This window comes from Streptomyces bottropensis ATCC 25435, assembly GCF_000383595.1.
Lineage (GTDB): Bacteria > Actinomycetota > Actinomycetes > Streptomycetales > Streptomycetaceae > Streptomyces > Streptomyces bottropensis.
The window spans coordinates 4,964,212-4,987,659 of the sequence record NZ_KB911581.1; the positions used below are offsets into that span (position 1 = coordinate 4,964,212).

At 70.8% G+C, this 23,448-nt stretch carries 23 protein-coding genes and 1 pseudogene; 8 read left to right on the forward strand and 16 right to left on the reverse strand.

Annotation, left to right across the window (positions count from 1 at the left end):
- Positions 1-2: 2 nt before the first annotated feature.
- Complete coding sequence (locus STRBO_RS0122005) at positions 3-395, reverse strand: STAS domain-containing protein (protein ID WP_078531344.1); 393 nt, start codon at positions 393-395, stop codon at positions 3-5.
- Between the two features lie 304 nt (positions 396-699).
- Between STRBO_RS0122005 and STRBO_RS0122010 the strand changes: the two are divergent.
- Positions 700-1,011: pseudogene (locus STRBO_RS0122010) on the forward strand (pyridoxamine 5'-phosphate oxidase family protein); the annotation flags it as partial.
- A gap of 38 nt (positions 1,012-1,049) precedes the next feature.
- Here STRBO_RS0122010 and STRBO_RS0122015 read toward each other — a convergent pair.
- Positions 1,050-1,514 (reverse strand): pyridoxamine 5'-phosphate oxidase family protein, encoded by a 465-nt coding sequence (locus STRBO_RS0122015; protein WP_020114773.1) that lies wholly within the window; start codon positions 1,512-1,514, stop codon positions 1,050-1,052.
- A gap of 321 nt (positions 1,515-1,835) precedes the next feature.
- Between STRBO_RS0122015 and STRBO_RS0122020 the strand changes: the two genes are divergently transcribed.
- Positions 1,836-3,554 carry a sensor histidine kinase gene (locus STRBO_RS0122020; RefSeq protein WP_005473706.1) on the forward strand — a complete coding sequence of 573 codons (1,719 nt, stop codon included), beginning with the start codon at positions 1,836-1,838 and terminating at the stop codon, positions 3,552-3,554.
- Positions 3,555-3,836: 282 nt separating this feature from the next.
- On the opposite strand, the gene STRBO_RS0122025 is transcribed toward STRBO_RS0122020, so the two are convergent.
- The 7 genes from STRBO_RS0122025 to STRBO_RS0122060 all read right to left on the reverse strand — a co-directional run bounded on the left by STRBO_RS0122025 (position 3,837) and on the right by STRBO_RS0122060 (position 11,598).
- A complete protein-coding gene (locus STRBO_RS0122025) occupies positions 3,837-4,094 on the reverse strand; it encodes a hypothetical protein (RefSeq protein ID WP_005473704.1) in 258 nt (85 codons plus the stop codon).
- Positions 4,095-4,165: 71 nt separating this feature from the next.
- Positions 4,166-5,050 carry a universal stress protein gene (locus STRBO_RS0122030; RefSeq protein ID WP_005473702.1) on the reverse strand — a complete coding sequence of 295 codons (885 nt, stop codon included), beginning with the start codon at positions 5,048-5,050 and terminating at the stop codon, positions 4,166-4,168.
- A gap of 311 nt (positions 5,051-5,361) precedes the next feature.
- Complete coding sequence (locus STRBO_RS43810) at positions 5,362-7,320, reverse strand: PAS domain S-box protein (RefSeq protein WP_167336827.1); 1,959 nt, start codon at positions 7,318-7,320, stop codon at positions 5,362-5,364.
- A gap of 181 nt (positions 7,321-7,501) precedes the next feature.
- The gene (locus tag STRBO_RS0122045; RefSeq protein ID WP_020114774.1) at positions 7,502-8,176 is read right to left on the reverse strand and encodes a DUF4389 domain-containing protein; all 675 of its coding nucleotides are present in this window, start codon (positions 8,174-8,176) and stop codon (positions 7,502-7,504) included.
- A gap of 166 nt (positions 8,177-8,342) precedes the next feature.
- Positions 8,343-9,539, reverse strand: coding sequence for a fumarylacetoacetase (gene fahA / locus STRBO_RS0122050; protein ID WP_005473699.1), 1,197 nt, complete (start codon positions 9,537-9,539; stop codon positions 8,343-8,345).
- Complete coding sequence (locus tag STRBO_RS0122055; RefSeq protein WP_020114775.1) at positions 9,536-10,420, reverse strand: hypothetical protein; 885 nt, start codon at positions 10,418-10,420, stop codon at positions 9,536-9,538. The genes fahA and STRBO_RS0122055 overlap by 4 nt, the downstream gene beginning before the upstream one ends.
- Complete coding sequence (locus STRBO_RS0122060; RefSeq protein ID WP_005473697.1) at positions 10,417-11,598, reverse strand: homogentisate 1,2-dioxygenase; 1,182 nt, start codon at positions 11,596-11,598, stop codon at positions 10,417-10,419. The genes STRBO_RS0122055 and STRBO_RS0122060 overlap by 4 nt, the downstream gene beginning before the upstream one ends.
- Positions 11,599-11,829: 231 nt before the next feature.
- Here STRBO_RS0122060 and STRBO_RS0122065 point away from each other — a divergent pair, with 231 nt between their 5' ends.
- The 4 genes from STRBO_RS0122065 to STRBO_RS45455 all read left to right on the forward strand — a co-directional run bounded on the left by STRBO_RS0122065 (position 11,830) and on the right by STRBO_RS45455 (position 14,479).
- On the forward strand, positions 11,830-12,501 hold the full coding sequence (locus STRBO_RS0122065) for an IclR family transcriptional regulator (RefSeq protein ID WP_020114776.1): 672 nt from the start codon (positions 11,830-11,832) through the stop codon (positions 12,499-12,501).
- 235 nt (positions 12,502-12,736) lie between these two features.
- On the forward strand, positions 12,737-13,942 hold the full coding sequence (gene hppD / locus STRBO_RS0122070; RefSeq protein ID WP_005473694.1) for a 4-hydroxyphenylpyruvate dioxygenase: 1,206 nt from the start codon (positions 12,737-12,739) through the stop codon (positions 13,940-13,942).
- A gap of 142 nt (positions 13,943-14,084) precedes the next feature.
- Positions 14,085-14,348 (forward strand): hypothetical protein, encoded by a 264-nt coding sequence (locus STRBO_RS0122075; protein ID WP_005473691.1) that lies wholly within the window; start codon positions 14,085-14,087, stop codon positions 14,346-14,348.
- Positions 14,345-14,479 (forward strand): hypothetical protein, encoded by a 135-nt coding sequence (locus STRBO_RS45455; protein ID WP_020114777.1) that lies wholly within the window; start codon positions 14,345-14,347, stop codon positions 14,477-14,479. The genes STRBO_RS0122075 and STRBO_RS45455 overlap by 4 nt, the downstream gene beginning before the upstream one ends.
- Positions 14,480-14,508: 29 nt before the next feature.
- Here the strand turns inward: STRBO_RS45455 and STRBO_RS0122085 are convergent, their stop codons facing one another.
- Together STRBO_RS0122085 and STRBO_RS0122090 are read right to left on the reverse strand one after the other, a co-directional pair.
- Positions 14,509-15,051, reverse strand: a complete 543-nt coding sequence (locus STRBO_RS0122085; protein ID WP_005473687.1) for an MOSC domain-containing protein — start codon at positions 15,049-15,051, stop codon at positions 14,509-14,511.
- 27 nt (positions 15,052-15,078) lie between these two features.
- Complete coding sequence (locus STRBO_RS0122090) at positions 15,079-15,636, reverse strand: glycoside hydrolase family 25 protein (RefSeq protein WP_005473685.1); 558 nt, start codon at positions 15,634-15,636, stop codon at positions 15,079-15,081.
- A gap of 195 nt (positions 15,637-15,831) precedes the next feature.
- Between STRBO_RS0122090 and STRBO_RS0122095 the strand changes: the two genes are divergently transcribed.
- Complete coding sequence (locus tag STRBO_RS0122095) at positions 15,832-17,172, forward strand: radical SAM family protein (protein WP_028796789.1); 1,341 nt, start codon at positions 15,832-15,834, stop codon at positions 17,170-17,172.
- Complete coding sequence (locus STRBO_RS0122100; protein WP_005473672.1) at positions 17,169-18,194, forward strand: aminotransferase class I/II-fold pyridoxal phosphate-dependent enzyme; 1,026 nt, start codon at positions 17,169-17,171, stop codon at positions 18,192-18,194. Before STRBO_RS0122095 ends, STRBO_RS0122100 begins: the two co-directional genes overlap by 4 nt.
- Before the next feature lie 285 nt (positions 18,195-18,479).
- Here STRBO_RS0122100 and STRBO_RS0122105 read toward each other — a convergent pair whose 3' ends face one another.
- The 5 genes from STRBO_RS0122105 to STRBO_RS0122125 form a co-directional block, all read right to left on the reverse strand.
- A complete protein-coding gene (locus STRBO_RS0122105; RefSeq protein WP_005473671.1) occupies positions 18,480-19,238 on the reverse strand; it encodes an SDR family NAD(P)-dependent oxidoreductase in 759 nt (252 codons plus the stop codon).
- Positions 19,235-20,200 (reverse strand): fumarylacetoacetate hydrolase family protein, encoded by a 966-nt coding sequence (locus STRBO_RS0122110; RefSeq protein WP_005473670.1) that lies wholly within the window; start codon positions 20,198-20,200, stop codon positions 19,235-19,237. Before STRBO_RS0122110 ends, STRBO_RS0122105 begins: the two co-directional genes overlap by 4 nt.
- A gap of 90 nt (positions 20,201-20,290) precedes the next feature.
- Complete coding sequence (locus STRBO_RS0122115) at positions 20,291-21,253, reverse strand: VOC family protein (RefSeq protein ID WP_005473668.1); 963 nt, start codon at positions 21,251-21,253, stop codon at positions 20,291-20,293.
- A gap of 11 nt (positions 21,254-21,264) precedes the next feature.
- A complete protein-coding gene (locus STRBO_RS0122120; RefSeq protein WP_005473667.1) occupies positions 21,265-22,299 on the reverse strand; it encodes an amidohydrolase family protein in 1,035 nt (344 codons plus the stop codon).
- The gene (locus STRBO_RS0122125; RefSeq protein WP_005473666.1) at positions 22,296-23,444 is read right to left on the reverse strand and encodes an FAD-dependent oxidoreductase; all 1,149 of its coding nucleotides are present in this window, start codon (positions 23,442-23,444) and stop codon (positions 22,296-22,298) included. The genes STRBO_RS0122120 and STRBO_RS0122125 overlap by 4 nt, the downstream gene beginning before the upstream one ends.
- Positions 23,445-23,448: the final 4 nt, after the last annotated feature.

The following is a 23,448-nucleotide window of genomic DNA, read 5'->3' on the forward strand; positions in this document are numbered from 1 at the left end:
GTTCAGCCCACCGATGCGGACGGGGCCGAGGCGGACGTCGCGCGGTCCAGCGCTCCGGACAGACACGGACGCACCTCGAAGACCCCGCCCAGACCGGCACCGCGGAGCACCCGTCGAAAATGGTCACTTTCCGTGACCAGCTGGAGTCGGCCGCCACGTGCCCGGACCCTGTTCAGTGCCCGGCACAGGACGCCGAGGCCCGCGCAGTCGATGAAGGACACCGGTCGAAGGTCGAGCACCAGGTCGGGCCGCGGACCGGAGGTGAGGGCGTCGAGGAGTGCCGACAGCGGGATCGCCGCCGCGAGGTCGATCTCGCCGCGCAGCGTCACGACTCTGTGCCCGCCGACGGTGCGTACCGTGGGCGGTGGTGCGGAACCTGGATGGTTCTCTGACATGGTGCGATGAAACCCCGCCGAGCCACCGCGCGGAAGGGCCGAAGGGCCCCTACCGGCCGGGCCGGTGGGTCCGAGGAACGCCAGGGTCCGGGGGAGGGGGCCGAGCGGCCCAGGCGATGCGGCCGGACCCGGTCCAAGCTGGAGTTGCGGGGCCATTCCGGCTCTGTCGCCGGGTCCGGGCCCCGCCAGGTGACCGGCCGCCGACACCGGAGCGCTGAAGGTGGTGCTCGGCGAGCGGACCCACGACGAGGTCGTACCGGTGGTGTGAGGGACGGCCGCGACGGTCCCACGCCCGGGCGTCTCCCTGGACCGGGACGGCGCCGTGCTGGTGCGCACCTCGGCCTTCTCGGACCTGGTGGCCGCGGTCGACGGTGCGGTCGTCGCGTTCGAGGCCGACGAGGTCGCCGCGGCCACCCGTTCCGGCTGGAGCGTCGTCGTCACCGGTACGGCCACCGTCGTGTCCGACCCCACCGAGCACGCCCGGCTGTTGCGCACCGGACCACGCTCCTGGGTCCCGGCGTCGCAGGAGGTCTTCATACGGATCGACCCGGACCTGGTCACCGGACGCGAACCCGCCGCCGGACGGCCCCTGTACGGCCTGCACCGGCCCGTCTGAACCCCGGTCGCATCCCGCGCCATGGGCACCGACGGGGTTCAGCCGGACGACGCAGGGGCCTCGTCGGTGAGACGGAGACCGGTGACCAGATCGGGGCGGATACGGACCGCGTGATCCATCCGCTGCGTCTCCCAGGGGCGCAACAGAGCCCGATAGCGGGCCAGTTCGCGTGGGTCGGTGACCAGCCGTGCGTACCCGGTGACCACCACGCTCCACCCGAGGTGGGTGTCGGGGTCGAGGGCGTCGGCCTCGTAGGCGACGACGGCGCCCTCGCCACCGGTCCGGCGGGTGTACCGGGTCAGCGCGGCGTCGCCGTGGGTGCGGATGACGATCTCGCCGTCGACCAGGACATGGTTCACCGGACGGATCGTCGGCAGCGCGTTCCGGGTGAAGACGATCCGCCCCAGGGACACGGTGCCCAACAGCCGCAGTGCCTCGGCACGGTCCAGCTCGACACTCCGGTGCACACCCGCGAGGGGTGTCGGGACGTCGTCGCCGGCCATGGCAGGTATCCGTATCGTCGTCGGGTCGTTCGGCCGCTGTCTCCGCCGCCACGCGTGAACGTGTCCGGGCCGTCCGGGCCATTCGAACGCGCGGAGATCGCGCACGCCAGGGCCGTTCGGCCCCAACGGGGGGGACCGGTGGTCCCTCCGCCGGGGCCGAACGGCGTCGCGGCTGCTGTGTCGGCCCCGGCCCGGACCACGCCGGTGGAGCGCCTGCCACCTGGAGCGACTCGCTACCGCGCTCCCCGGCCGGGTACTACCGTGGCACACGACCGGACCGACGGAGGTCCGTGCGTTGTCAGGGGGCCTTGAGGAGCGCTGGTGGGAAGTCCCGAGGAAGCCCGGATCCGGCTGCCGCAGCTGAGGCTGGATGAGCTTCTGGAGGAGTTGCAGGCCCGGCTGGACGCCGCCCGCGGCACCCGGGACCGGGTTCACAGCCTGCTCGAAGCGGTGCTGTCGGTCGGCCGGGAGCTGGATCTGGAGCAGGCCCTTCGCAGCATCGTCGAAGCCGCCGCGGTTCTCGTCAACGCGGAGTACGCCGCCCTCGGCGTGATCGGTCCCGACGGCAGGCGACTGTCCGCCTTCCACACGGTTGGCGTCAGCGCGGAGCGGATCGCCCGCATCGGCCCGTACCCGGAGGGGCACGGCATCCTCGGCGAGCTGATCCACCACCCCGAGCCGCTGCGCCTGGCGAAGATCTCCGAGCACCCGTCCTCGTACGGCTTCCCACCCCACCATCCGCCGATGAACACCTTCCTCGGAGTCCCGATCCGAGTGCGTGAGCAGGTCTTCGGGAACCTGTATCTGACCGAGAAGCGGGGTGGCGCCCACTTCGACGAGGAGGACGTCTCGGTCACGCTCACCCTGGCGGTGGCGGCCGGAGTCGCGATCGACAACGCCCGGTTGTACGCGGAGTCCCGGCTGAGGGAGCGCTGGCTGCGGGCGAACGCCGAGATCACGCACCGGCTGATGTCCGGGGGCGAGCGGGCCGAGGTGCTCGGTCTGATCGCCGACCGGGCACGGGAGATCACCGGAGCGGCCCTCACGGTGGTGGCGATGCCCTTGGGCGACACGGACTCGCTCGCGGTGGAGCTGGCTCTGGGCAAGGAGGCGGAGGTCTTCCAGGGCCTCGTCCTGCCTGTGGACGGCACTTTGATGGGTGAGGCGTTCTCCGGGGTCACCGCTGTCACCAGCGCGGATGTCACCCACGACAAGCGCGTCCCGGTCGAGGCACCGAGGATCGCCGGGCTCGGAGCGGCCGTCGCCGTGCCCGTCGGCACGGGCGAGAGCGGCGTACGTGGTGTTCTCCTCCTGGTCAGGGAGTCCGGGCAGACGCCGTTCACGGAGAAGGAGATCGATCCGCTGCGGGGTTTCGCCGCGCAGGCGGCGATCGCGATGGAGCTGGCGGAACGCCGTCTTGAGGCCGAGGAGGTCGCGGTGCTCAAGGACCGCGACCGGATCGCCCGTGACCTGCATGACCTGGCGATCCAGCGGCTGTTCGCCACCGGGATGACCCTCCAGAGCGCGGGCCGCTTCATCGAGCACGCGGAGGCGTCGGAACGTGTCGTGCGGGCGGTGGACGACCTCGACGAGACCATCAAGATCATACGATCGACGATCTTCGGTCTGCGGACCCGCGAGGGAGCGGCGGAGGCAGGCCTGCGGGCCCGTGCCGTGCGACTCGTCGGCGAGACGGCCCCCGTACTCGGCTTCGCCCCCAGCGTGCGCATGGAGGGCCTGCTGGACACCGATGTGCCGAAGGAGATCGCCGACCACGTGGTCGCGGTGCTCTCCGAGGCCCTGACCAACGTCGGCCGGCACGCCCACGCGGACCGGACCGAGGTGGCGCTCTTCACCGACGGCCGGGACGTCAGGCTCTCGGTCGTCGACAACGGAGTCGGCCTCCCGGCCGACGGCCGCCGCAGCGGACTGCGGAACATGGCGGAGCGCGCCGAACAGATGGGCGGCCGACTGGAGTTGGGCGAGACCGACGGCGGCGGCACCACGCTGGTGTGGCGGGTGCCGTTGCGGAAGAGGTAGGAGCCCAGGGTGCTTCGCCACCGGCCCCGGACGGCGAAGCCCGACGGTGCCGGAGCGTCGACCGGGTGACAGCCCGTCCGGCGCGGCGCACCTCCGGCGGCTGGACGAGGCAGCTCCGGCCGCCCCCGTCGTCACGGTGTGGAGAACGGTCCGGGCCCCGAAGGCGAGGAGCGGTCGGAGTGGACTGTTCGGGGTGTCGTCCGCCTCGACGAGCTGCCCGGAGCGACTGGTCGCTGCCCCGCGCACCCCCCGGCTCGCTGCGCGTGGACGCACGGGAGGGGGTTACCCGCTGAGCGCGGCGCGGATGATCTTGGTCTTCTCCTCGGTGAACACCCCGCTGTCGAGGAGGGAGAGGACGGACAGCACGCCACCGCTGGAGCCCCAGCTGCCCTCGTCGATGACACGGAAGTCGACCCACCAGGTGGGCGACGGCTCCGACAGGCCGCAGGCGTCGGCCAGTGCGGCCAGGACACGCTCGATGACCTCGGTCCTGACCTCCTGCCGCCAGTCTCCGTCCATCACCGCCACGTCGATCGCCATGACATCGACGGGCAGGGGAGAGGTGCTGGTAGTGCCGGGACAGGTTCGGCGCGACGGGCGGGCAGCCGGCCTCAGCCGTGGGGGACGACGGCCACCGGGCACCGCACATGATGGAGGGCTGCCTGCACCACGTGGCCCAGGTGGGCCCCCAGGCCGTGGCGGTGCGCACTGCGGCCCACCACCAGGAGCGAGGCGCCCTCGGCGGCGTGCACGACCGCCTTGGCGTGGCCGTCCAGACGCACACTGTCGTCCACTTCCACCTGCGGGTACTTCTCGCGCCAGGGCTGCAGCGCCTTGTCCAGCAGCTTTCGCGCGTCCCCGGTCAGTTCCTCGGTGACCTCGTGGTCCACACCCCAGGGCAAGCGTGCGTGGAGCGGCACGCTCCGTCCGTGGACGGCCAGCAGCGGGACGCCCCTCGCGGCGGCGGAGTGGAAGGCGAAGTCCAGCAGTTCGTCGGAGGAGTGGTGCAGTTTCAGAGCCACGACCACGCGGCTCGCGGCTGCCTGAACGGGTTTCTGGTCCCCGGCCCGCCCCTGGCGGGCGTCGGCGCGGACGAGGATGACCGGCCGCTGGGCCCGTGCGACGACGGGCAGACTGATGTCTCCGAGGAAGTAGCTCTCCACCGACTCGAGCCTGTGCGAGCCGAGCACGGTCATCTCGGACTCGCTAGCCGCCTGGAGCAGGGCGTTCCGGGCGTCGTCGGAGACCAGGCTCCCGACGACCAGCAGTCCCGGATGGCGGGTCTGGAGCTCCGCCCGCGCGGTGTGGACGAGACGCTTCGCCCAGTAGTTCTGATCGACCTCCGAGGGAACGCGGGCCGGTTCCGGCACCAGCAGCGGCCACGCATGCAGCAGTCGCAGGGTCAGCTTGCGCTTCTCGGCCTCGTCAGCGGCCCAGCGGGCGGCGGCAAGGCTCTCGGGTGAGCCGTCCAGGCCCACGGTGACAACGGGTTGCATGGCGGCGGCCTCCGTCTCGTACGAAGCTGGAAACGACGGTGCATGTGGTGACGGTGAGCGAGTCCGATACGGGGAGGTCCGGATGCCGCCGGCGTGCCGAGTGAGATGCGTCGTCTCCTTCGAGAATCACCCCTTTCCCTCCCCGGCGCATGTGCACCCGGCGGACCAGCGAAAACGGACTTTTCGATCACGTGATGTGTGCCGGCGGGGCGGGACCACGGCCGGTGGTGTCGGCCGACACGGGGGACACGCCACCCCGTACCGAGGCGCTCCCTGCCGTCCTACGGCCTGCCGCTTTCCCGGGCGGGCGATCACAGCTTGAGCGTGAACCAGGTGGTCTTCCCCTGGTCCGTGGGGCGTACCCCCCAGCTGTCGGCCAGGGCACGCACCAGGAGCAGCCCTCGGCCGGACTCCTCGTCTTCGGCGGCGAGACGGGGCTGGGGGAGGTGGGGACTGCGGTCGCTGACCTCGACCGTCAGATCCGTCGCGGTACAGCACACCTGCAGCCCGATGGGGCCCTCGGCGTGCTGGACGGCGTTCGTCAGGGTCTCGGAGAGCAGCAGCAGCGCGTGCTCCCCCGAACCGGCACAGTCCCAGGAGGCGAGAAGCTTGGAGAGGAACTCCCGGCCCTCGGGCACCGAGGACGGCACCGCGGGCAGATCGGTGGTGAGGGCGGCGAGCGGAGCGGCCGGCAACTGCGCGAGGAGCAGCGTGACGTCGTCGTTGTGGCTCTCGGCGTCGGGAAGCAGTCGGGCGAGCACATGGTCGGCGGCGGTCTCCAGGCACGAGTCGTGGGCGAAGAAACCGTCGAGGGACCGGATCAGTTCACCGATGTGGTCGTCGATGTCGCTGCCGGGCGTCTCGACCAGGCCGTCCGTGTACAGGACGAGCGTGGAACCGGGCGCGATCTCCTCGCACGATTGCTGGTAGAGGATGCCGCCGACCCCGAGAGGCGCGTTCACCGGTGTGGTGAGCCGTCGGACGGGGGCACCGGGAGAGGTGATCAGCGTCGGCAGATGGCCGGCCGAGCACACGGTCACGGTTCCGGTGTCGGGGGCGATGACCAGGTAGCAGCAGGTGACGAGCTGGTCGGGGACGTCGAGGTCGGCGACACAGGTGTCGAGGGCCTGCATCAGCTGGCGTGGCTGCATCCCGGTCTTGGCGAGCGCGTGCGCGGCGGCACGCAACTGGCCCATCACGGCGGCGGCTTCGAGGCCGCGGCCCATGACGTCCCCGATCAGCACGCCGACCCGGCCCGCGCCCAGCGGGACGAGGTCGAACCAGTCGCCGCCCACGCCGGCCCCCTGGGTGGCGGGCCGGTAGCGGCTCGCGGTGGCCAGGCCGGGGATGGCGGGCGGGGTGCCCATCAGGCTGCGCTGCAGGGTGAGCGCGATGTGCCGTTGCTGCTCGTACAGGGCGGTGAGCTCGGCCTCAGCGCGCTTGCGGTCGCTGATGTCCCGGACGATGGCGCAGGCGCCGACGACCGTGCCGCCGGTGTCCCTGGTCGGCCACAGCGTGACGTCGACGTCGAGCAGGGCTCCGGTCCGGGTCACGCGCAGTGTCTCGAAGTGCTCGACCTTCTCGCCGCGACGCAGCCCCTCCATGAGCGCGCTGATCTCGTCGGCACGATCCACCGGGGCCAGGAAGGACATGTGGCGGCCGATGGCCTGCTCGGCGGTGTACCCGTACAACCGCTGGGCGGCGGCGTTCCAGTAGGTGATGTGCCCGTCGAGGGTCTTGGCGAGGATCGCGTCCTGTGACGACTCCACGAGCGCCGCCAGTTCGTTGATACGCCGCTCGGCGGCCTTGCGGTCGCTGACGTCTCGGACGGCGGCGGACACCAGCAGTCCGTCCGCGGTCTCCAGGGGACTGAGGCTGATCTCGACGGGGAACTCCGTCCCGTCCTTGCGCAGTCCGTGCAGCTCCAGTCCGGCGCCCATCGGGCGCACCTGGCGGTTGGCGGCGTAGCCGTCCCGATGCCGGGTGTGGTGGTCACGGAAGCGATGGGGGATGAGCAGCTCGACCGGGCGGCCCAGCAGGTCCTCGCGCCGGTAGCCGAAGAGGGCTTCCGTCTGTGCGTTCACGAGCCGGATGGTCCCGGTGTCGTCGACGATGACCATGGCGTCCGGGGCGGCTTCCAGGAGCCCTCGGAAGCGCTCCTCGACCACCCCCGCCGCACCGTCGTGTTCCTCTTGCGCACCGCAGCGGCAGCGCCCTCCGTCGGCGGCACCGGCATGCCGCGCCGGCGCCACCGGGACGAAATCGTTCATGCCCGCCCCCACCCCGCCTTCCCTGACGATCGGGCCATCCCATCGCCCCGGTGCCGGACCCACCCCCGTTTGTCGCTGATTGTCCAGCCGGTGAACGAACTTGTCCCGGTTCGCGTCTCGGATGCCCGGCCCGACACCGGACCGGACCGTGCTTCGAGGCGCCGTCGCCGATACCGGGCGATCAGGTCCGCGTCTCCCGAGTGGTCTCCTCCGCGCCGCCCAGGTCCAGGCGGAACGGCGGGTACGCGTCCGTCATCAGAGCGGCGTAGGCCGAGACCCGCAGGACCCACCTGTTGAGGCCGATGATCAGGTCGAACAGGTCCTTCGGATACTTCTCGGTGAAGGCCAGGATCACGACCGCGATGACCGTCAGCAGGCCGATCAGGCCGCCTGACCACCAGCCGACGTGGGCGCCGCCGAGGAAGAACCCGACGACCAGGTAGTGCGGGATCGCCAGCAGCCACCACTTCACCAGCACCAGGCCGCGCGAGAGCCGCTCCGGGTAGGCGATGTCCAGCCGGGCCGGGTAGTCCGGTTCCTCGCCCAGGCTGAAAGGCGGGTACCGATCGGTGCCGAGGGCGTCGTGCGCGTAGTAGGCGACCCGCCAACTCCAGCGCATCACCCCCACGTTGAAGTCGAACAACGTGCGAGGGTAACGCTCGGTGAACAGGATGGCGAAGAACGCGATCACCGTCACCACGCCGAAGGCGATCCACAGGAAGAACAGCACGATGTAGTGCGGGACGGCGAGGATCCATTTCACGAGCCACAGCCATCGGGACAGTGGCGCGTCGATACGCGCGTTCACCTGGACCGGTCGGACCGGAGGGACCGAGAATGTCACCTGGTTCGTCATGGCGATCAGCTCCTTCGCCCGGCGGAAGTCCGCCGGTGTGGGCTCATGACCAGCGTGGCCGCTTCGGCCGGACGCCGCGAGGGCAGGACGAATCCTGTCCTGCCCTCGCGGCTGCCCGCGCCGGCCGTTGTCGGCCACCGCTCCCGCGGCCGAGCCCACCTTTGACTCAGTACGCCTCCCGCTTGCCGCCGGTGATCCGGCCGCGGGCCTCGCCGAAGCCGAGACGGGTTCCGTCGGCGCCCGGCGCGGTGGCGGCCAGGACGATCTCGTCCCCGTCCTCCAGGAACGTGCGCTGCCGACCGTTGACGGTGATCGGTTCCTTGCCGCCCCAGGTCAGCTCGATGAAGGCACCGCGCTGATCCTTCTGCGGACCGGAAACGGTGCCGGAGGCGAACAGGTCACCGGTGCGCGAGGGCGCCCCGTTGACGGTCTGGTGGGCCAGCATCTGGGCGGGGGACCAGTACATCGCGGCGTACGGCGGCCGGGAGACCGTCTGGCCGTTCCAGGAGACCGTGAGATCGATGTCGAGGCCCCACGGCCGCTCCATCCGCAGATACGGCAGCACGGCCGGCTCCTGGGCCGGGACCGGGACCCGGGCGGCGTCCAGGGCGAGCAGCGGCACCACCCACGGGGAGATCGTGGAGGCGAACGACTTCCCCAGGTTGGGACCGAGCGGGACGTACTCCCAGGCCTGGATGTCACGCGCGGACCAGTCGTTGAACAGCACCACCCCGAAGATGTGGCGCTCCGCGTCCTCGGCGGCGATGCGGGAGCCCATGGCGCTGCCGGTCCCGAGGACGAAGCCGAGCTCGGCCTCGATGTCGAGACGGGTCGAGGGTCCGAAGACCGGCGCCGGGTCCTGAGGGCCCTTGCGCTGCCCGCAGGGCCGGACGATGTCGGTGCCCGAGACGACGACCGAGGCCGCGCGGCCGTGGTAGCCGACCGGAAGGTGCTTCCAGTTCGGCATCAGCGGGTCGGGGTTGTCGGGCCGGAAGAGCCTCCCCAGGTTGGAGGCGTGGTGCTCGGAGGCGTAGAAGTCGACGTAGTCGGCGACCTCGAACGGCAGGTGCAGTGTCACCGCGCCCAGGTCGTGGACTGCCTCGGCGGGAACCTCGCCCCGAAGCCGCTCGGTGATCGCGGCCCGGACCTCGACCCAGCGGGTGTGGCCTTGCGCCATGAAGGCGTTCAGGCTCGGGCGGGCGAAGACGTCGTCGCCCAGCAGGACGGCCAGGTCCACGACGTGGTCGCCGTAGCGGGTCGCCACGCGCGGCTCCCGCCCGGGCAGCGAGTAGACGCCGTAGGGCAGGTTGGTCAGGCCGAACAGCGACTCGGCCGGAACGGTCAACGGGGTGGTGCTGGTCATGCGGACACCTCGGTCAGGTCGGCGATCGTCGTGGCGGGCAGGAGTCCCAGCGCGGCCGACTCGGCGGCGGGTTCGGCCACGGAGCAGGTGCCGAAGGAGCGGAACAGATCACGGACTCGGGGCGACAGGCCGCGCACCCGCGCGGCGATCCGGTCGCCGTCACGGTCGGCCAGCAGCTGGACCAACTCCTCCTCCTCGGCACCTCGGACGGCCGCGTCGGTGGCCACCAGCAGGTTGAGGAACCCGTGCTGCTCGAATCCGGTCTCCGGGTCGGTGGTGCGCAGGGCGTGGTGCAGTCCAGCCGTCGCCTTGAACGCCACCCCGGCCCGCACCGCGGCCAGGACGGTCGCGGCGAGTTCGCACTCGTCGGGGTAGAGGTCGGCGCGTACGCCTCCGGTCCGGAACTTGGCCAGGTAAGGAGTCCCGGCGAGCGCGGCGAGCAACGGCTCGCGCCGGGCGTCGCGCGGCACCTCGACATAGACGGTGAGGCCGGTGTCGTCGTCGATCGACTCCGCCAGCGCGGGCACGACCGTGTCGGCGCCGACGCCGTCCGGTACGGCCACCTCCAGGCCGACCAGTCGCACGGCCGGGATCCGGCGCGCCGCAGCGAGGGCGTGGGAGACATCCGGGAGCGCGACGGTCACCGAGAGGCCGAAGGAGTGCTCGGGGAGGGCGGCGGTCAGCTCGGCTAGCCGGGCGATGTCCCGGGCGGCCAGGACGAACGCGCCGACCAGCTCCGCGTGCGCGCTGCGGGTGTGCCGTACATGGGCGGGGACGGCCTGTTCAAGGGGCAGGCTGCCGGGCGGGAAGACCGCCGCGTCGTCGAACAGGCCGGCGAGCACCGGGAGGACCGGCGCCCCGGGGTCATGTGGGGCGTTCATCGGTTCTGCTCCCAGGAGTAGGCGTACGTCGCGTCGTCCGCCGCGCGAGCGGCCTCGCCGAGTTGGAGGGGACGGAAGGTGTCGACCATGACCGCGAGCTCGTCGAAGAACTCCGCCCCGATGGACCGCTCCATGGCACCCGGCTGGGGACCGTGGGGATGGCCGCCCGGGTGCAGGGAGAGGGAGCCCGGGCCGATTCCTGAGCCCTTGCGCGCCTCGTAGTCCCCGCCGCAGTAGAACATCACCTCGTCGGAGTCGACGTTGGAGTGGTAGTACGGCACCGGGACGGACAGCGGGTGGTAGTCCACCTTGCGCGGCACGAAGTTGCAGATCACGAAGTTGTGGCCCTCGAAGACCTGGTGTGCCGGCGGCGGCTGGTGGACCCGGCCCGTGATCGGCTCGAAGTCACGGATGTTGAACACGTACGGGTAGAGACAGCCGTCCCAGCCGACGACGTCGAAGGGGTGGTGCGGCAGGGTGTGGACCGTCCCTACGACGCTGCCCGGCCCGCGGTGCTTGATGTACACCTCGACGTTCTCGCCGTCGACGAGCCTCGGCCCGTCAGGGAGCCGGAAGTCGCGCTCGCAGAACGGCGCGTGCTCCAGGAGCTGGCCGCGCCGGGACAGGTAGCGGCGCGCGGGCCCGATGTGCGAGTTCGCCTCGGTCACGTAGATTCGTACGACCCCGTCGGGCACGATCCGGTGCGTGGTCGCCCTCGGGACGATCACATAGTCTCCGTCGCCGACCTCCAGATCCCCGAAGACCGTCTCCACGCGCGCTCGCCCGTCCTCGACGTACAGGCACTCGTCGCCGATCGCGTTGCGGTAGTACGGGCTGACCGCGTCGGCCACGACATACGCCAGGCGTACGTCCTCGTTGCCCAGCAGCAGCCTGCGACCGGTCACCGCGTCGATGCCGGACGCGCCCTCGGTGAACAGCTTGTGCGTGGCGAGGTGACGGGGCAGCAGGGGATGGTTCGGCACCAGGGTCTGGTCCCCCACGTCCCACACCCGGTACTCCCGCACCGCGGAGGGAATGTGCCGGTGGTAGAGCAGTGAGGAGTCCGAGGAGAAGCCCTCCTCGCCCATCAGCTCTTCGTAGTAGAGGTTCCCGTCCGGGTCCCGGTGCTGGGTGTGACGCTTCGGCGGAACCGCGCCCGCCCGGTGGTAGTAGGGCATGTCTCTCTCCTCGGGTTCGCGGAGTGGCGGTGCCGCGCATTGTGTGCGCTCAGCGCACATTTTTGTGCATTGGGGGAAACGATGTGAACGTAGGGTCCTGGCGGCGACTCAGTCAAGGCCGGTCTGCGGGACGGGGCCGCCCATCGTTGTGACGTGGCCTAGCGTGGCGCCCGAAGAAGATCTGTCGACTTCCGCGCGTGCGTGTGCCGCCGCGGCATTGAGGAGGTGCTGATGGCCACCCTGCAAGGTCTGGATCGCGGGCTTCGGGCTCTGGATCTGATCTCCCTGGCGGCCGACGGCCTGACGGTGGCGGACCTGGCGGCGCGACTGGAGATCGATCGAGCCGTCGCGTACCGGATCGTGCAGACACTGGAGGAGCACGCGCTGGTCTCCCGGCAGGGCAAGCGGGGGCGGCTCCGCGCGGGCGCCGCCATTCTGGCGGGGCGCTTCCAGCATCAGCTGGTACCGGCGGCCCAGCCGGTTCTGCAGGAACTCGCCGACGCCACCGGCGCCTCGGCCTTTCTGACGCTGGCGCACGGCGCGGGGGAGTGCGTTCCGGTGGCGGGAGCGCAGCCGACCGTCCAGCAGGGCCCGGTCCAGGTGGGCTACCGCATCGGTGTACGGCATCCACTGGAAAGGGGGGCGAACGGCGTCGCCATCCTCGCGCTGCGGCAGCCCCTGCCGGACGAGTCCGAGGAGATCGTGCGGGCCCGGGAGCTGGGCTACAGCATCACCTCGGGACAACTCCAGCAGGGCGCCACCGGGATCGCGGTGGGGTTCGGGGTCCCGGGCGCGGTGGGTGCCTCGGTCGGCGTGGTGGCCATGCACGAGTTCGACATCGAGTCCGTCGCCGCTCGGGTGCGGGCGGCGGCCTCGCGGCTGGCGTCGCTGAGCACGGCCTGACCGCGTCGGGGGGCGGAGGGGGCGGGACGGGCGGGGGGTCGCCCGCCCAGCGCGCCACCCCCGCGATCATGACGATCATCCGCTCGCGACTAGGCAGATTGTATAGAGGGAACCCCAGGGAGGGAGGCAAACTGAGCAGCTTGAACAGCTCGGAGAGCCACTCTTGTGCAGAGCATGAGGTCCGGTGTCTTCTACCGTCAGGCGCTGGAAACACGCACACCGAAAGGGATGACGCATGAGCATCGAGCAGACCCTCACTAGCCAGGAGCGGCTGGCGGAGCTCGACCTTGAGCAGCTCAAGCAGCTGGTCGGACTCGTGGAGTACGACGCCGAGGGCGACCCCTTCCCGGTGACGGGGTGGGACGCGGTGGTCTGGTCGGTGGGCAACGCGACGCAGGCGGCGCTGTACTTCCAGACGGTCTTCGGGATGGAGCTGGTCGCCTACTCCGGTCCGGAGACCGGCAACCGTGACCACCACGCGTTCGTGCTCCGCTCCGGAGCGATCCGGTTCGTGCTCAAGGGCGGCGTCAGCCCGGACAGCCCGCTGCTCGACCACCACCGCCGGCACGGCGACGGCGTGATCGACATCGCCCTCGAAGTACCCGACGTCGACAGGTGCGTCGCGCACGCCCGCAAGCAGGGCGCGACCGTGCTGGAGGAACCGCACGACACCACCGACGAACACGGCACCGTCCGCACCGCGGCCATCGCGACCTACGGCGAGACCCGCCACACCCTGGTGGACCGCTCCCGTTACACCGGCCCCTATCTGCCCGGGTACGTGGCCCGCAGCTCCGGATACGTGAAGCCGGAGGGCGAGCCCAAGCGCATTTTCCAGGCACTCGACCACGTCGTGGGCAACGTGGAACTCGGCAACATGGACGAGTGGGTCGACTTCTACAACCGTGTCATGGGCTTCACCAACATGGCCGAGTTCATCGGCGACGACATCGCCACCGAGTACTCGGCGCTCATGAGCAAGGTCGTCGCCAGTGGCAACCACCGGGTGAAGTTCCCCCTCAACGAGCCGGCGATCGCGAAGAAGCGTTCGCAGATCGACGAGTACCTCGACTTCTACCGCGGCCCCGGCGCCCAGCACCTCGCCCTCGCCACCAACGACATCATCAGGACCGTCGACGTGCTGCGGTCCAAGGGCATCGAGTTCCTCGCCACGCCGGCCAGTTACTACACCGACCCGGAACTGCGCGCCCGGATCGGCAACGTGCGTGTGCCCATCGAGGAACTGGCCTCCCGCGGCATCCTCGTCGACCGCGACGAGGACGGCTACCTGCTGCAGATCTTCACCAAGCCGATCGGCGACCGGCCCACGGTGTTCTTCGAGTTCATCGAGCGCCACGGCTCTCTCGGCTTCGGCAAGGGCAACTTCCAGGCGCTGTTCGAGGCGATCGAGCGCGAGCAGGAGAGGCGCGGCAACTTCTAGGGCACCATACGGAGCGTCAGCATGTGGAGGGGCGAGGGCTGCGCAGCCGGACACCCCGCCACGCGCCGGCCGCGCGGTGGCAGCGACCTGCCCCTCCGACGGCTGCCGCTCCGATGCCTGCCCTCCGGCGACTGTCGCTCCGGTGCAGGGCGTGTTGCTGATGTGCGCGGCGCTGGCGGGTGCCCCGCGGTCCTGGCCCAGGGTGCCGTACCGGGTGGTGGCCGCCGTGGCCCGGACGGCGTCGGTACTCGGGATCTTCCTGGTGGTTCTGGACACCGCCCTGACGAACGACAGCGACTACTGCACGGGGAATGCGCCCGTGGATGCGATCTCGGGGAACGTGGTGGCACCGTGCCTTCTGATCGCGCCGGCCGCCGGATCGTCGGCCGCGTGGATTCGTGGGTGATCTCGCGTCGCCGGGCGGGGCCCGCAGCGCTGTACGCGGTGTGGCTCGCCACGGTCGCCGTCACCGTCGTGCTCTCCTTGGGTGTGCCGCTCCACGCGGCCCGGACCTGCGGTCCGTCCGGGATCGGCTGAGGACCGCCGCCCACCTCGGAGACCGTGTGTCAGACGATGTCCAGCTCCTGGTGCGGGCCGGCCGGCAGGCCGATGTCCACCGGGTCCCCGGGGTGCACCACGCCGCCCGTCACCACGATGCCCATGATCCCGGACCGGAACCGGGGCCGGCCGTGCTCGTCCCGTCCCACGACCTGTTTCATCAGACCCTTCCGGAATCCGTCGATCTGCGCGCAGGGATTGCGCAGCCCGGTCACCTCGACGACGGCGGTCTCCCCGAGCCGCAGCCGCGTCCCCCGGGGCAGCGCGAGCAGGTCGACCCCCCGCGTGGTGACATTCTCCCCGAGTTCCCCCGCCGACACCTCGAACCCGGCCCGCCGCACCTCCTCGAACAGTTCCTCGTGCAGGAGGTGCACCTGCCGGAGATTGGGCTGGGCAGGGTCCTTCCTCATCCGGAAACGGTGCTTCACCGTCGCCCCGCTGTGAACATCCCCCTCCACCCCGAACCCGGCGAGCAAGGTGATGCTCTCCCGGTTCGGCTTGCTGAATGAATACGTTCCGTTGCTGCTGACCGCAGCGATCGTCCCACCCATGGGGTAAGCCTACGAGCGCGGCGCCGGTCAGGCGTTCGCGGCCCATGTGCGCAGCGCCGTCCTACTCGCGAAGTCGGCGACGTTCTTGTCCAGCGGGTCGTCGGTGTACTGGTGGAAGCGCCACTTGGCCTTGATGCGGGGCCTGCCCGCCGAGACGTAGTCGGCGATCCAGAGGCCGTCACCGGCGTACGACGTCGTGTCGAGCGTCAGCCAGTAGTGCCGGTTCGCGTACAGCACGACCCGGTTGTTCGGGCGCAGCCGCTTGACCTTGCGGATGAACTGGTCCTTCTCCGCGTTCGACGCGTGCGTGCCCTCGCCGGTGGTCTCCCAGTCCACGGCGAGGATGTCGCCCTCCTTCTCGGGGGCGTGTCTGACGAAGTACTCGGCCTGGGCGGTGAGGTTCCCGGGCCACAGGAAGTGGTAGAAGCCGACGACCAGGCCGGCGTCACGGGCGTGCTTGGTCTGGGCCGCGAGTTTCGGGTTGATGTAGGAGCGGCCCTCCGTCGCCTTGATGAAGACGAAGGAGTATCCGTCCGTGTCGTAGGACGAGGACTGGTAGGCGCTGACATCGATGCCACGGAGCATGTGGGGGCTCCCTGAAGTGCGAGTGGGGAATCGGAGTTGATGATGCCCCATATGCCCGGACGGGAACCTCTGCGCCTCCTGGTCACCGCGTCGGGTTCCGCCGCCCACCGCCCCGCGGGGAGCGCCGCGCACGCACCCCCGTCCCGCCTGGGCTCGGCCCCTGGCGTCCGGGACCCGTTCATGCATGATGACGGGATGAACCAGAGTGACCAGCGCTTCCACGTCATCGTGCTGTCGAACTTCGCGAAGGGCTTCGACAAGTACGCCTACGCGTACGGCAAGGCCGGAATTCCGGAAAGCACCTATCCCGACCGGTTCCACCTGCTGACCCGCGCGGAGTTGGGAATCGGCATCGGCAAGGCGACACGTTTGCTGGACCGTCTGGCCATCCCCGGCGACCGGCTGTTGGTGCTGGAAACGATGGTGGACCCCGACACGCTGGTGCCCAACGTGTCGACCGGTCTCGGCATGGAACTGCACGAGGCACGCATCCGGTTGTCGGCAGTCCATGAACTCGACCAGCCGGGCGACGAGGTCACTCTGCGCCCTACGACCGTCGAGGACGCCATGGCGGCCTCCCTGCACCTGCACGGATCGGCACTGCGTCACTACGCCGACACACGGCCGCGCTCGGTCTCGGTTCTGCCGGTGGCCTCCGCCTGCCAGGCGCGGTGCTCGTTCTGCTTCTCCGCAGCCTCGATCTCCAGCGACCAGGCGCCGGCACGGGTGCCGTGGGACGCGGTCACCCAGTGGCTGGAGCGTGCCCGCGCGGCGGGGGCCGAGCGTGCGGTGATCACCGGCGGCGGGGAACCCACGCTCATACCCTTCGAACAGCAGCTGCGACTGGTGACCGCCTGCTCGGCGGCCTTCCCGAAGGTCGTCCTGATCACCAACGCGCACACCCTGGCGAAAGGCGAGCACGCTGACCGGACCGGCCGCCTCGCAGCCCTGAGCGGCGCGGGCCTGAGCGTGCTGGCGGTCTCCCGGCATCATCAGGACGACGCCGTCAGCGAGCGGCTGATGATGCTGCGCACCCCGGTGAGCGCGGTGATCGACACCTGGCGCGCGGAACGTGACCGCTGGCCGGGGCTGCGGATGAGGCTGATCTGCGTGCTCCAGCACGGCGGCGTCGCCGACGCGGCCGGGGTCGCCGACTACCTGTCGTGGGCCGCGGGTCTCGGCGTCGAGGAAGTCTGCTTCAAAGAGCTCTACGTATCCACCAGCACCGAGTCGCTCTACTTCGACCGTGCCGCCAATGTCTGGAGCCGAGAACACCAGGTGTCGCTGTCCGTCGTCACCCGGTTCGCTGAGCGGCACGGCTTCGCACTGGCGGACCGCCTGCCCTGGGGCGCGCCGGTCTACCACGGCAGCTGGGACGGACGGCCGATGCGGATCGCCGCCTACACCGAGCCCAGCCTGCTCTGGGAACGCACCAGCGGGATCGCACGCAGCTGGAACGTCATGGCCGACGGACGCTGCTACGCCTCCCTGGAGGACCGGGCCAGCGAGATCGTGACGGAAGGTGCGGCTGCATGAGGTTCGACGAGTTCCAGGACTTCCGGCAGCGGCAACTCAGCGCTTCCACGTCACTTCTGGACGCCGCCGAGACCAACGTGTACGGGGCGCTCGCTCCGCTGCGACCGGAAACGCCGACCGACGCGCGTACGGTGCACCGCTGCGATCTCGCCCGTGCCTGGCTGCGGCGCTTCGAGCTGCCGGAAGAGTGGTCCGGCCGCGCCATGGTCTGCCGAGGGGTTCGCCACGGGCTCGGTACGGTCTTCCGGGGACTGCGCGCCGAGCGAGCGCGGTTGTGGCTGCCCAGCGACGTGTACCCGGTCTATTTCGAGCTGGCCCACGCCGCGGGCCTGGTGCCCGAGGCGTACCCGACACTGCCGGCGCCGGCCCTGCCGCAGGCGCCGGCGGACCACCGGCCCGCATACCTGCTCCTCGCCAACCCCACCAAGCCGCTCGGCCGATACCTGTCCGATGCCGAATGCGCCGCGGTGATCTCGTGGTTGCGGGAGTCACCTCGCCGCCGCGTGCTGATCGACAGCGTCTACGACCTCGGGGCCCCGTTCGCCTCCGGCACACGGCGACTGCTGGACACCGGCCGTGCGGTCCTGCTGCATTCGGTCACCAAGGGATGGCTGTGGCCACGCACGTTCGGCGTGGTCCTGCTGGGGCCGGAGCAAGCCGGATGGGCCGAAGCGTTCCGGGCGGACCCGCCGGCAGCGGCACAGCTGAGGCTCGCCGACCGCTTGCTGACCGAGCACAGCGGAGTACCCGGCCAGGTCGTCGACGAACTGGCCGCACGAGCTGAGCGCCTGTTCGAACAGCTGCCGGACGAAGTGCTCGGCGCGATCCCCACCGCGAGCCGTACCTCCCCCGGCAACTACTTCTTCCCGGTCGACATCCCATCGGAAACGCTCCGACGCGAGTGCGGCGTACTCGCCATGCCGGCCAGCGTGTTCGGAGCGAACAACTGGCCGGGCTCCATCCTGACCAGCCTTGCCGACACCTTCGGCCCGACGCCGACGGTGGCACGCCGAAACCACTGAACAACCTGTCTGGACCGGGGGCCCGAGCGAACGGCCGGGTCCTGGACGTGACGTGCGAACCAGGGCGCATGCCCCTGCCGTTCGCGCGGGCGCGGATGCCACAGGGTTTGCCGTCCGGCCACCGCCCTCGGTAGCACTAGAGGCGAGTACGTCTTGAAGTTGGAAATGTAAATACAGGCGCTGGCAGACGACCTGGTCGAGGAGTACGTCGAGCACTGCCGGATGCCCGGCAACTCGTGGCAGGCGGCGGTGCACCACCGCAACAACTGCATCGGCAGCTTCGGGCTAAGGCCGGTCGGAGGCCGGCCGTAGGGCGTCGGAGATGGACTTGGCGCCGCCGTGTGCGGTGAAGCCGCCGTCTACGGGGATCTCGGCGCCGGTGATGAAGGAGGCGTCGTCGGAGAGGAGGAAGACCACCAGCGGGGTGATCTCGTCGACGGTGCCGGTGCGGGCCAGCGGCGTCTCACGGATGTTCGCCTCGCGGAAGGCCGGCGCGGCGGAGGCGGTCATCTCGGTCTCGATGAAGCCGGGGTGGACGGTGTTCACGCGGATGCCCCGCGGGCCCAGCTCGACACAGGCCGCCTTCGACAGGCCGCGCAGCGCCCACTTGCTGGCCGTGTAGGCGACCGGGTAGTGCCCGGTGAGCCCGGCGGACGAGCCGACGTTGACGATCGACGAGCCCGGCGGCATCAGCGGAGCCAGGTGCTGGATGGCAAGGAGCGGGCCGGTGACGTTGACGGCGTGGACGCGGGCGAAGTCCTCGGGCGTGACCTCCTGCAACCGCGCGCGCCAGGTGATGCCGGCGTTGTTGACCAGGCCGTGGACCTCTCCGTACCTGCGACGCAGCTTTTCGGCGAGTGCCGCCCACTCCTTCGGCTCGGTGACGTCCAGGCACAGACAACCCGGAGCCTGCGTCACATCGGTGGCGACGACCACCGCCCCCGCCCGGGTCAGCGCCTCGGCCTCGGCCGCGCCCTGCCCGCGCGCGGCTCCGGTGACGACGACGACCTTGCCGTCCAGCCTGCTCGCGGCCCCGCGGTTCACGGGCGCGTCCGCGTGCGCTTGCGGGCCCGGGGGACCGGTACCGGTCCGGTGCCGGGCACCACGGTGTTGGACACGGTGCCGATGCCCTCGACGGTGAGGGTGACGGTGTCGCCGGGTTTCAGGGGTGGCGGGTCCTGGCGTCCGCGTACGCCCCACAGCTCGGCCAGGCAGCCGCCGTTGCCGCAGGTGCCGGAGCCGAGCAGATCGCCGGGACGGACGTACGTGCCGCGCGAGGCGTAGGCGACCATCTCCTCGAAGGTCCAGCTCATGTGGGACAGCAGGTCCTCGCCGACCACCTCGCCGTTCACCGAGGCGGTCAGCGCCAGCCGCAGGAAACCGTCGGTGTCCCGATACGGCTCCAGCTCGTCGGCGGTGACCAGGTAGGGGCCGAGGGTGGCGGCGGTGTCCTTGCCCTTGCAGGGGCCCAACCCCACCCTCATCTCGGCGGATTGGAGGTCACGGGCGGACCAGTCGTTGAAGATCGTGTAGCCGATGATGTGGTCACGGGCCTGCTCGGGTGTGAGGTCGTGGCCCTCGCGGCCGATGACGGCGGCGACTTCGAGTTCGAAGTCCAGGACCGAGGAGCCGGGCGGCACGGGCACGTCGTCGTGGGCGCCTATGACGGCGTACGGATTGGTGAAGTAGAAGGTCGGCGCGTCGTACCAGGCGTCGGGGACACCGGCCGTGTTGTCGATGCTGCGCCGTACGCCCTCGACGTGCTCCTCGAAGGTGACGAAGTCCCGTACGGACGGCGGCTGGAGAGGCGGCAGCAGCCGTACCTGCGAGACGTGCGGGCCCCCCGACGCGGCCCGCGCGGCGTCGCCCGCCTCGCGCAGCGCCGCGGGGCCCGCCCGGAGCAGGTCCAGCAGCGAGGCGTGGCCGGGGAAGGGGTGGAGGGTGCCGTCGTCATCCACGGTGGCGACGTCGCGGCGGCCGTGGTGTTCGTACGTGGCGAAGCGCATGGCGATCCTGGGGTGTGGTGGAGGGGTGGACCGGGGGCGAGTCGGGGCGTGGATCACGGACCGTTCCGTGCCCCCCGGACCCGTGGGGGGTCAGACCGGTGGGGCGACGAAGACGCCGGGATCGACGTCGTTGAAGGACTCCTTGGCGACCAGCTCGTTCATCGGGTTCGCCGTGCCCCACTGGTCGGTGACCTCGGGCCGGGAGAAGTCGTAGACGTGCGGATGCCAGGTGTCCTCGTCGAGCTCCTCCAACTCCGTTGTGTACTCGACGGTGTTGCCGTGCGGGTCGAGGAAGTACGTGAAGGTGTTGTCGCCCGCCATGTGCCGGCCCGGCCCCCAGATCTTGCGGGCGCCGGAGCGGATCACGCGCCCCGAGCCGCGCATGTACTCGTCCAGGCCGCGCATCTCGAACGAGACGTGGTGCAGGGAGGTGTGCGGCCCCTTGGCGAGGGCCATCGAGTGGTGCTGGTTGCTGATCCGCATGAAGTGCATGACCTCGCCCATGTGTGGGGAGCTGAGCGTGTCGGACAGCCGGAAGCCGAGATGGCGTTCGTACCAGGCGCGGGTGGCGTCGAGGTCGGGGGAGTTGAGGACGACGTGGGAGAGGCGGACCGGGATGGCTTCCTTCTCCTCGATACGCCGGTGCCGCCGGGCCTCGACTTCCGCCGAGACCTCGACGGTGCGGCCGTCGCCGTCGAAGAAGCGGAAGCCATAGCCTCCGCCGGGGGTGTCGACCTTGCCCGGCTGCGAGATCAACTGCGCTCCTGTCGAGAGGAGTTGCTCGGCGAGCGTGTCCACGTCCGCGGCCGACGCGGCGCCGTAGGACACGAGGTCGAGCCGCTTCTCGTCCGCCTTGCGGAGCCGCACGACGTACTGCTCGGGGCTGCCCTCGGCGGCCAGGAAGGAGATGCCCGAGTCCTCGGCGACCTTGGTCAGGCCCCAGACTCCGGCGTAGAAGTCGAGCTGCTTGTCGTAGTCGGGCACGGCGAGGTCGACGTGCCGCAGGTGGGTGAGCAGGCGGTTGTGCGGCCGGTCGGGGAGGGCGTCGGTCATCTCGGGGCTCCTCAGGAGAGGTGCAGCAGCGCTGCCGCGTTGCCGCCGCGTACGGCGTGGAAGTGGGAGTCGGGCAGGTCCGTGGCGGCGCGCAGCGCGCCGACCGGGTCCTCGGTGCCCATGTCGAAGGGGAAGTCCGAGCCGAGCAGGACCCGGTCGGGGCCGGCCACCCGGATCAGTTCGCGCAGGACGTGCGGGTCGTGGACGAGCGAGTCGAAGTACAGCCGTTTGAGGTAGCTGCTCGGCTCGGACGCGCAGCCGCGCGTGTCCGTTCTGGCCCGCCAGGCGTGGTCGGAGCGGCCGATGTGGGTGGGCAGGTAGCCGCCGCCGTGCGCGGCGATCACCTTCAGGCCGGGGTGGCGGTCCAGCACGCCGGAGAAGATCAGGTGGGAGAGCGCGACGGCGTTCTCGGTGGGCTGGCCGACGGTGTTGGACAGGTACCAGCGGTCCAGGCGCTCGTCGAGCGTGCAGCCGAAGGGGTGCAGGAAGAGCACGGCGCCGGTCTCCTCGACGCGCGTCCAGAAGGGGGCGTACGCCGGATCCGACAGCTCCAGGCCGGGCGCGTGCGAGGAGATCTCCACGCCCCGCAGCCCCTGCGCGAGGGCGTGGTCCAGCGCCTCCACGGCCAGCGCCGGATGCTGGAGCGGCACCAGACCGAGGCCGAGGAGCCGGTCGGGGGCCTGGGCGACGTGCGCGGCGGTCCCGGCGTTGGCCAGCTCCCACACCGTGCGGGCGAGGTCCCCGTCGGCCCAGTAGTGGTAGTGCGACGGGGAGGGCGAGACCAGTTGGACGTCGATGCCGGAGGCGTCCATCGCGGTGAGCCGGGCCTTGACGTCGGTCAGCCGAGGGATACGGTCGCGGACCATGGGGCCGTTGACGGCCAGCGCCTCGGGGCCGTTGCGGCGGGCGTCGAGACTGCGCGCGGCGGTCAGCCCGGGGTGTCCGGCCACGGCCTCCTCGACCTGCGGAAGCAGGAGGTGCGCGTGGACGTCGATGGTGGGGGCTGCCGTGGTGGCCAGGGTGTCCGGGGTGTCCAGGGCCGTCACGGGGTCTCCTTCAGGGCGGACATCGTGCGGCCGATCAGGCCGGGGACATCGGCGTCACGGACGCCGTCCAGCTGCCACTGGCCCAGCTGCACCGAGGCCTCGACGACCATGCGCACACGGTCGATGCGGCGCTGGTGGTAGCGGGTCAGCAGGTCGTCGAGGGAGTCGGGGGAGTCCCACGACTCCTGGTCGCTCAGCAGTTCGGCCAGGACGGAGGCGTCCTCCAGCGACATGGCCGCGCCCTGCGCGAGGGTGGGCGGGCAGGCATGGGCGGCGTCGCCGACCAGCACGACCCGGCCGCGGTGCCAGGAACCCTCGACGAGCAGCCGGTCGAACCAGGTGTAGTTGACCTTGGCGGGGTCGGTGATGCTCGCGGCGATCTCGGGCCAGGCGCCGCCGTACGGCGCTGCCAGGCGCCGCATCTCGTCCGCGAACGAGGCCGGGTCGAGGGAGGCACGGTCGCGGTTGGCCTCGACGAGATAGGCGTAGATGGTGTTCTCGCTGGTGGGGCAGTAGCCGGCGATGTAGCAGGGCCCGCCGAAGGCCAGGTCCGTACGCTCCACGCTCGCCGGGCGGGGCGCCGCGACGCGCCAGATGGCCATGCCGGTCGGTTCGGGCTTCTCGCCGATGCCGATCATCGCGCGGGTCAGGGAGTTGAGACCGTCGGCGGCGACGACGAGGTCGTAGCGGCCCTCGCTGCCGTCGCTGAAGCGTGCGGTGACGCCCCTTTCGTCCTGCGCCAGCACGTCGGCGGTGGTACCGAGGCGGACCGTCGCACCACTGGCCCGGACCGCCTCGCACAGGATCTCCTGGAGCCGGGGCCGCTGCATGCCGATGGTCGCGGGCAGATCCTCTCCGCCGGTACGGATGTCCCGCTGGACGTGGAACACGTGCCCGTCGGGCGCGGCCAGGCCCACGGAGTCGAAGGCGTAGCCGCTCTCCCGGACCTTGTCCCACACGCCCAACTCGTGCAGCACGCGCAGCGCGTTGCCCTGGAGGGTGATGCCGGAGCCGAGCACGTTCCAGTCGGGCTTGGCCTCGATCAGGTCCACGGTGATGCCCGCGCGCCGCAGCAGCACGGTCACGGCGTTGCCGGAGGCGCCGCCGCCGATGACGAGGACGGTGCGGGGGCGGGGGTCGGTCATGAGG

Coding starts and splice junctions, on each gene's coding strand:
- STRBO_RS0122100 (WP_005473672.1), top strand. CDS start 17,169: ATGAGGTTCGACGAGTTCCAGGACTTCCGGCAGCGGCAACTCAGCGCT.
- STRBO_RS0122015 (WP_020114773.1), bottom strand. CDS start 1,514: ATGGCCGGCGACGACGTCCCGACACCCCTCGCGGGTGTGCACCGGAGT.
- STRBO_RS0122085 (WP_005473687.1), bottom strand. CDS start 15,051: ATGGGTGGGACGATCGCTGCGGTCAGCAGCAACGGAACGTATTCATTC.
- STRBO_RS0122090 (WP_005473685.1), bottom strand. CDS start 15,636: ATGCTCCGTGGCATCGATGTCAGCGCCTACCAGTCCTCGTCCTACGAC.
- STRBO_RS0122095 (WP_028796789.1), top strand. CDS start 15,832: ATGAACCAGAGTGACCAGCGCTTCCACGTCATCGTGCTGTCGAACTTC.
- STRBO_RS0122030 (WP_005473702.1), bottom strand. CDS start 5,050: ATGCAACCCGTTGTCACCGTGGGCCTGGACGGCTCACCCGAGAGCCTT.
- STRBO_RS0122045 (WP_020114774.1), bottom strand. CDS start 8,176: ATGACGAACCAGGTGACATTCTCGGTCCCTCCGGTCCGACCGGTCCAG.
- STRBO_RS0122025 (WP_005473704.1), bottom strand. CDS start 4,094: ATGGCGATCGACGTGGCGGTGATGGACGGAGACTGGCGGCAGGAGGTC.
- STRBO_RS0122125 (WP_005473666.1), bottom strand. CDS start 23,444: ATGACCGACCCCCGCCCCCGCACCGTCCTCGTCATCGGCGGCGGCGCC.
- STRBO_RS0122115 (WP_005473668.1), bottom strand. CDS start 21,253: ATGACCGACGCCCTCCCCGACCGGCCGCACAACCGCCTGCTCACCCAC.
- STRBO_RS0122005 (WP_078531344.1), bottom strand. CDS start 395: ATGTCAGAGAACCATCCAGGTTCCGCACCACCGCCCACGGTACGCACC.
- STRBO_RS0122055 (WP_020114775.1), bottom strand. CDS start 10,420: ATGAACGCCCCACATGACCCCGGGGCGCCGGTCCTCCCGGTGCTCGCC.
- STRBO_RS0122110 (WP_005473670.1), bottom strand. CDS start 20,200: ATGCGCTTCGCCACGTACGAACACCACGGCCGCCGCGACGTCGCCACC.
- fahA (WP_005473699.1), bottom strand. CDS start 9,539: ATGACCAGCACCACCCCGTTGACCGTTCCGGCCGAGTCGCTGTTCGGC.
- STRBO_RS0122060 (WP_005473697.1), bottom strand. CDS start 11,598: ATGCCCTACTACCACCGGGCGGGCGCGGTTCCGCCGAAGCGTCACACC.
- STRBO_RS43810 (WP_167336827.1), bottom strand. CDS start 7,320: ATGAACGATTTCGTCCCGGTGGCGCCGGCGCGGCATGCCGGTGCCGCC.
- hppD (WP_005473694.1), top strand. CDS start 12,737: ATGAGCATCGAGCAGACCCTCACTAGCCAGGAGCGGCTGGCGGAGCTC.
- STRBO_RS0122065 (WP_020114776.1), top strand. CDS start 11,830: ATGGCCACCCTGCAAGGTCTGGATCGCGGGCTTCGGGCTCTGGATCTG.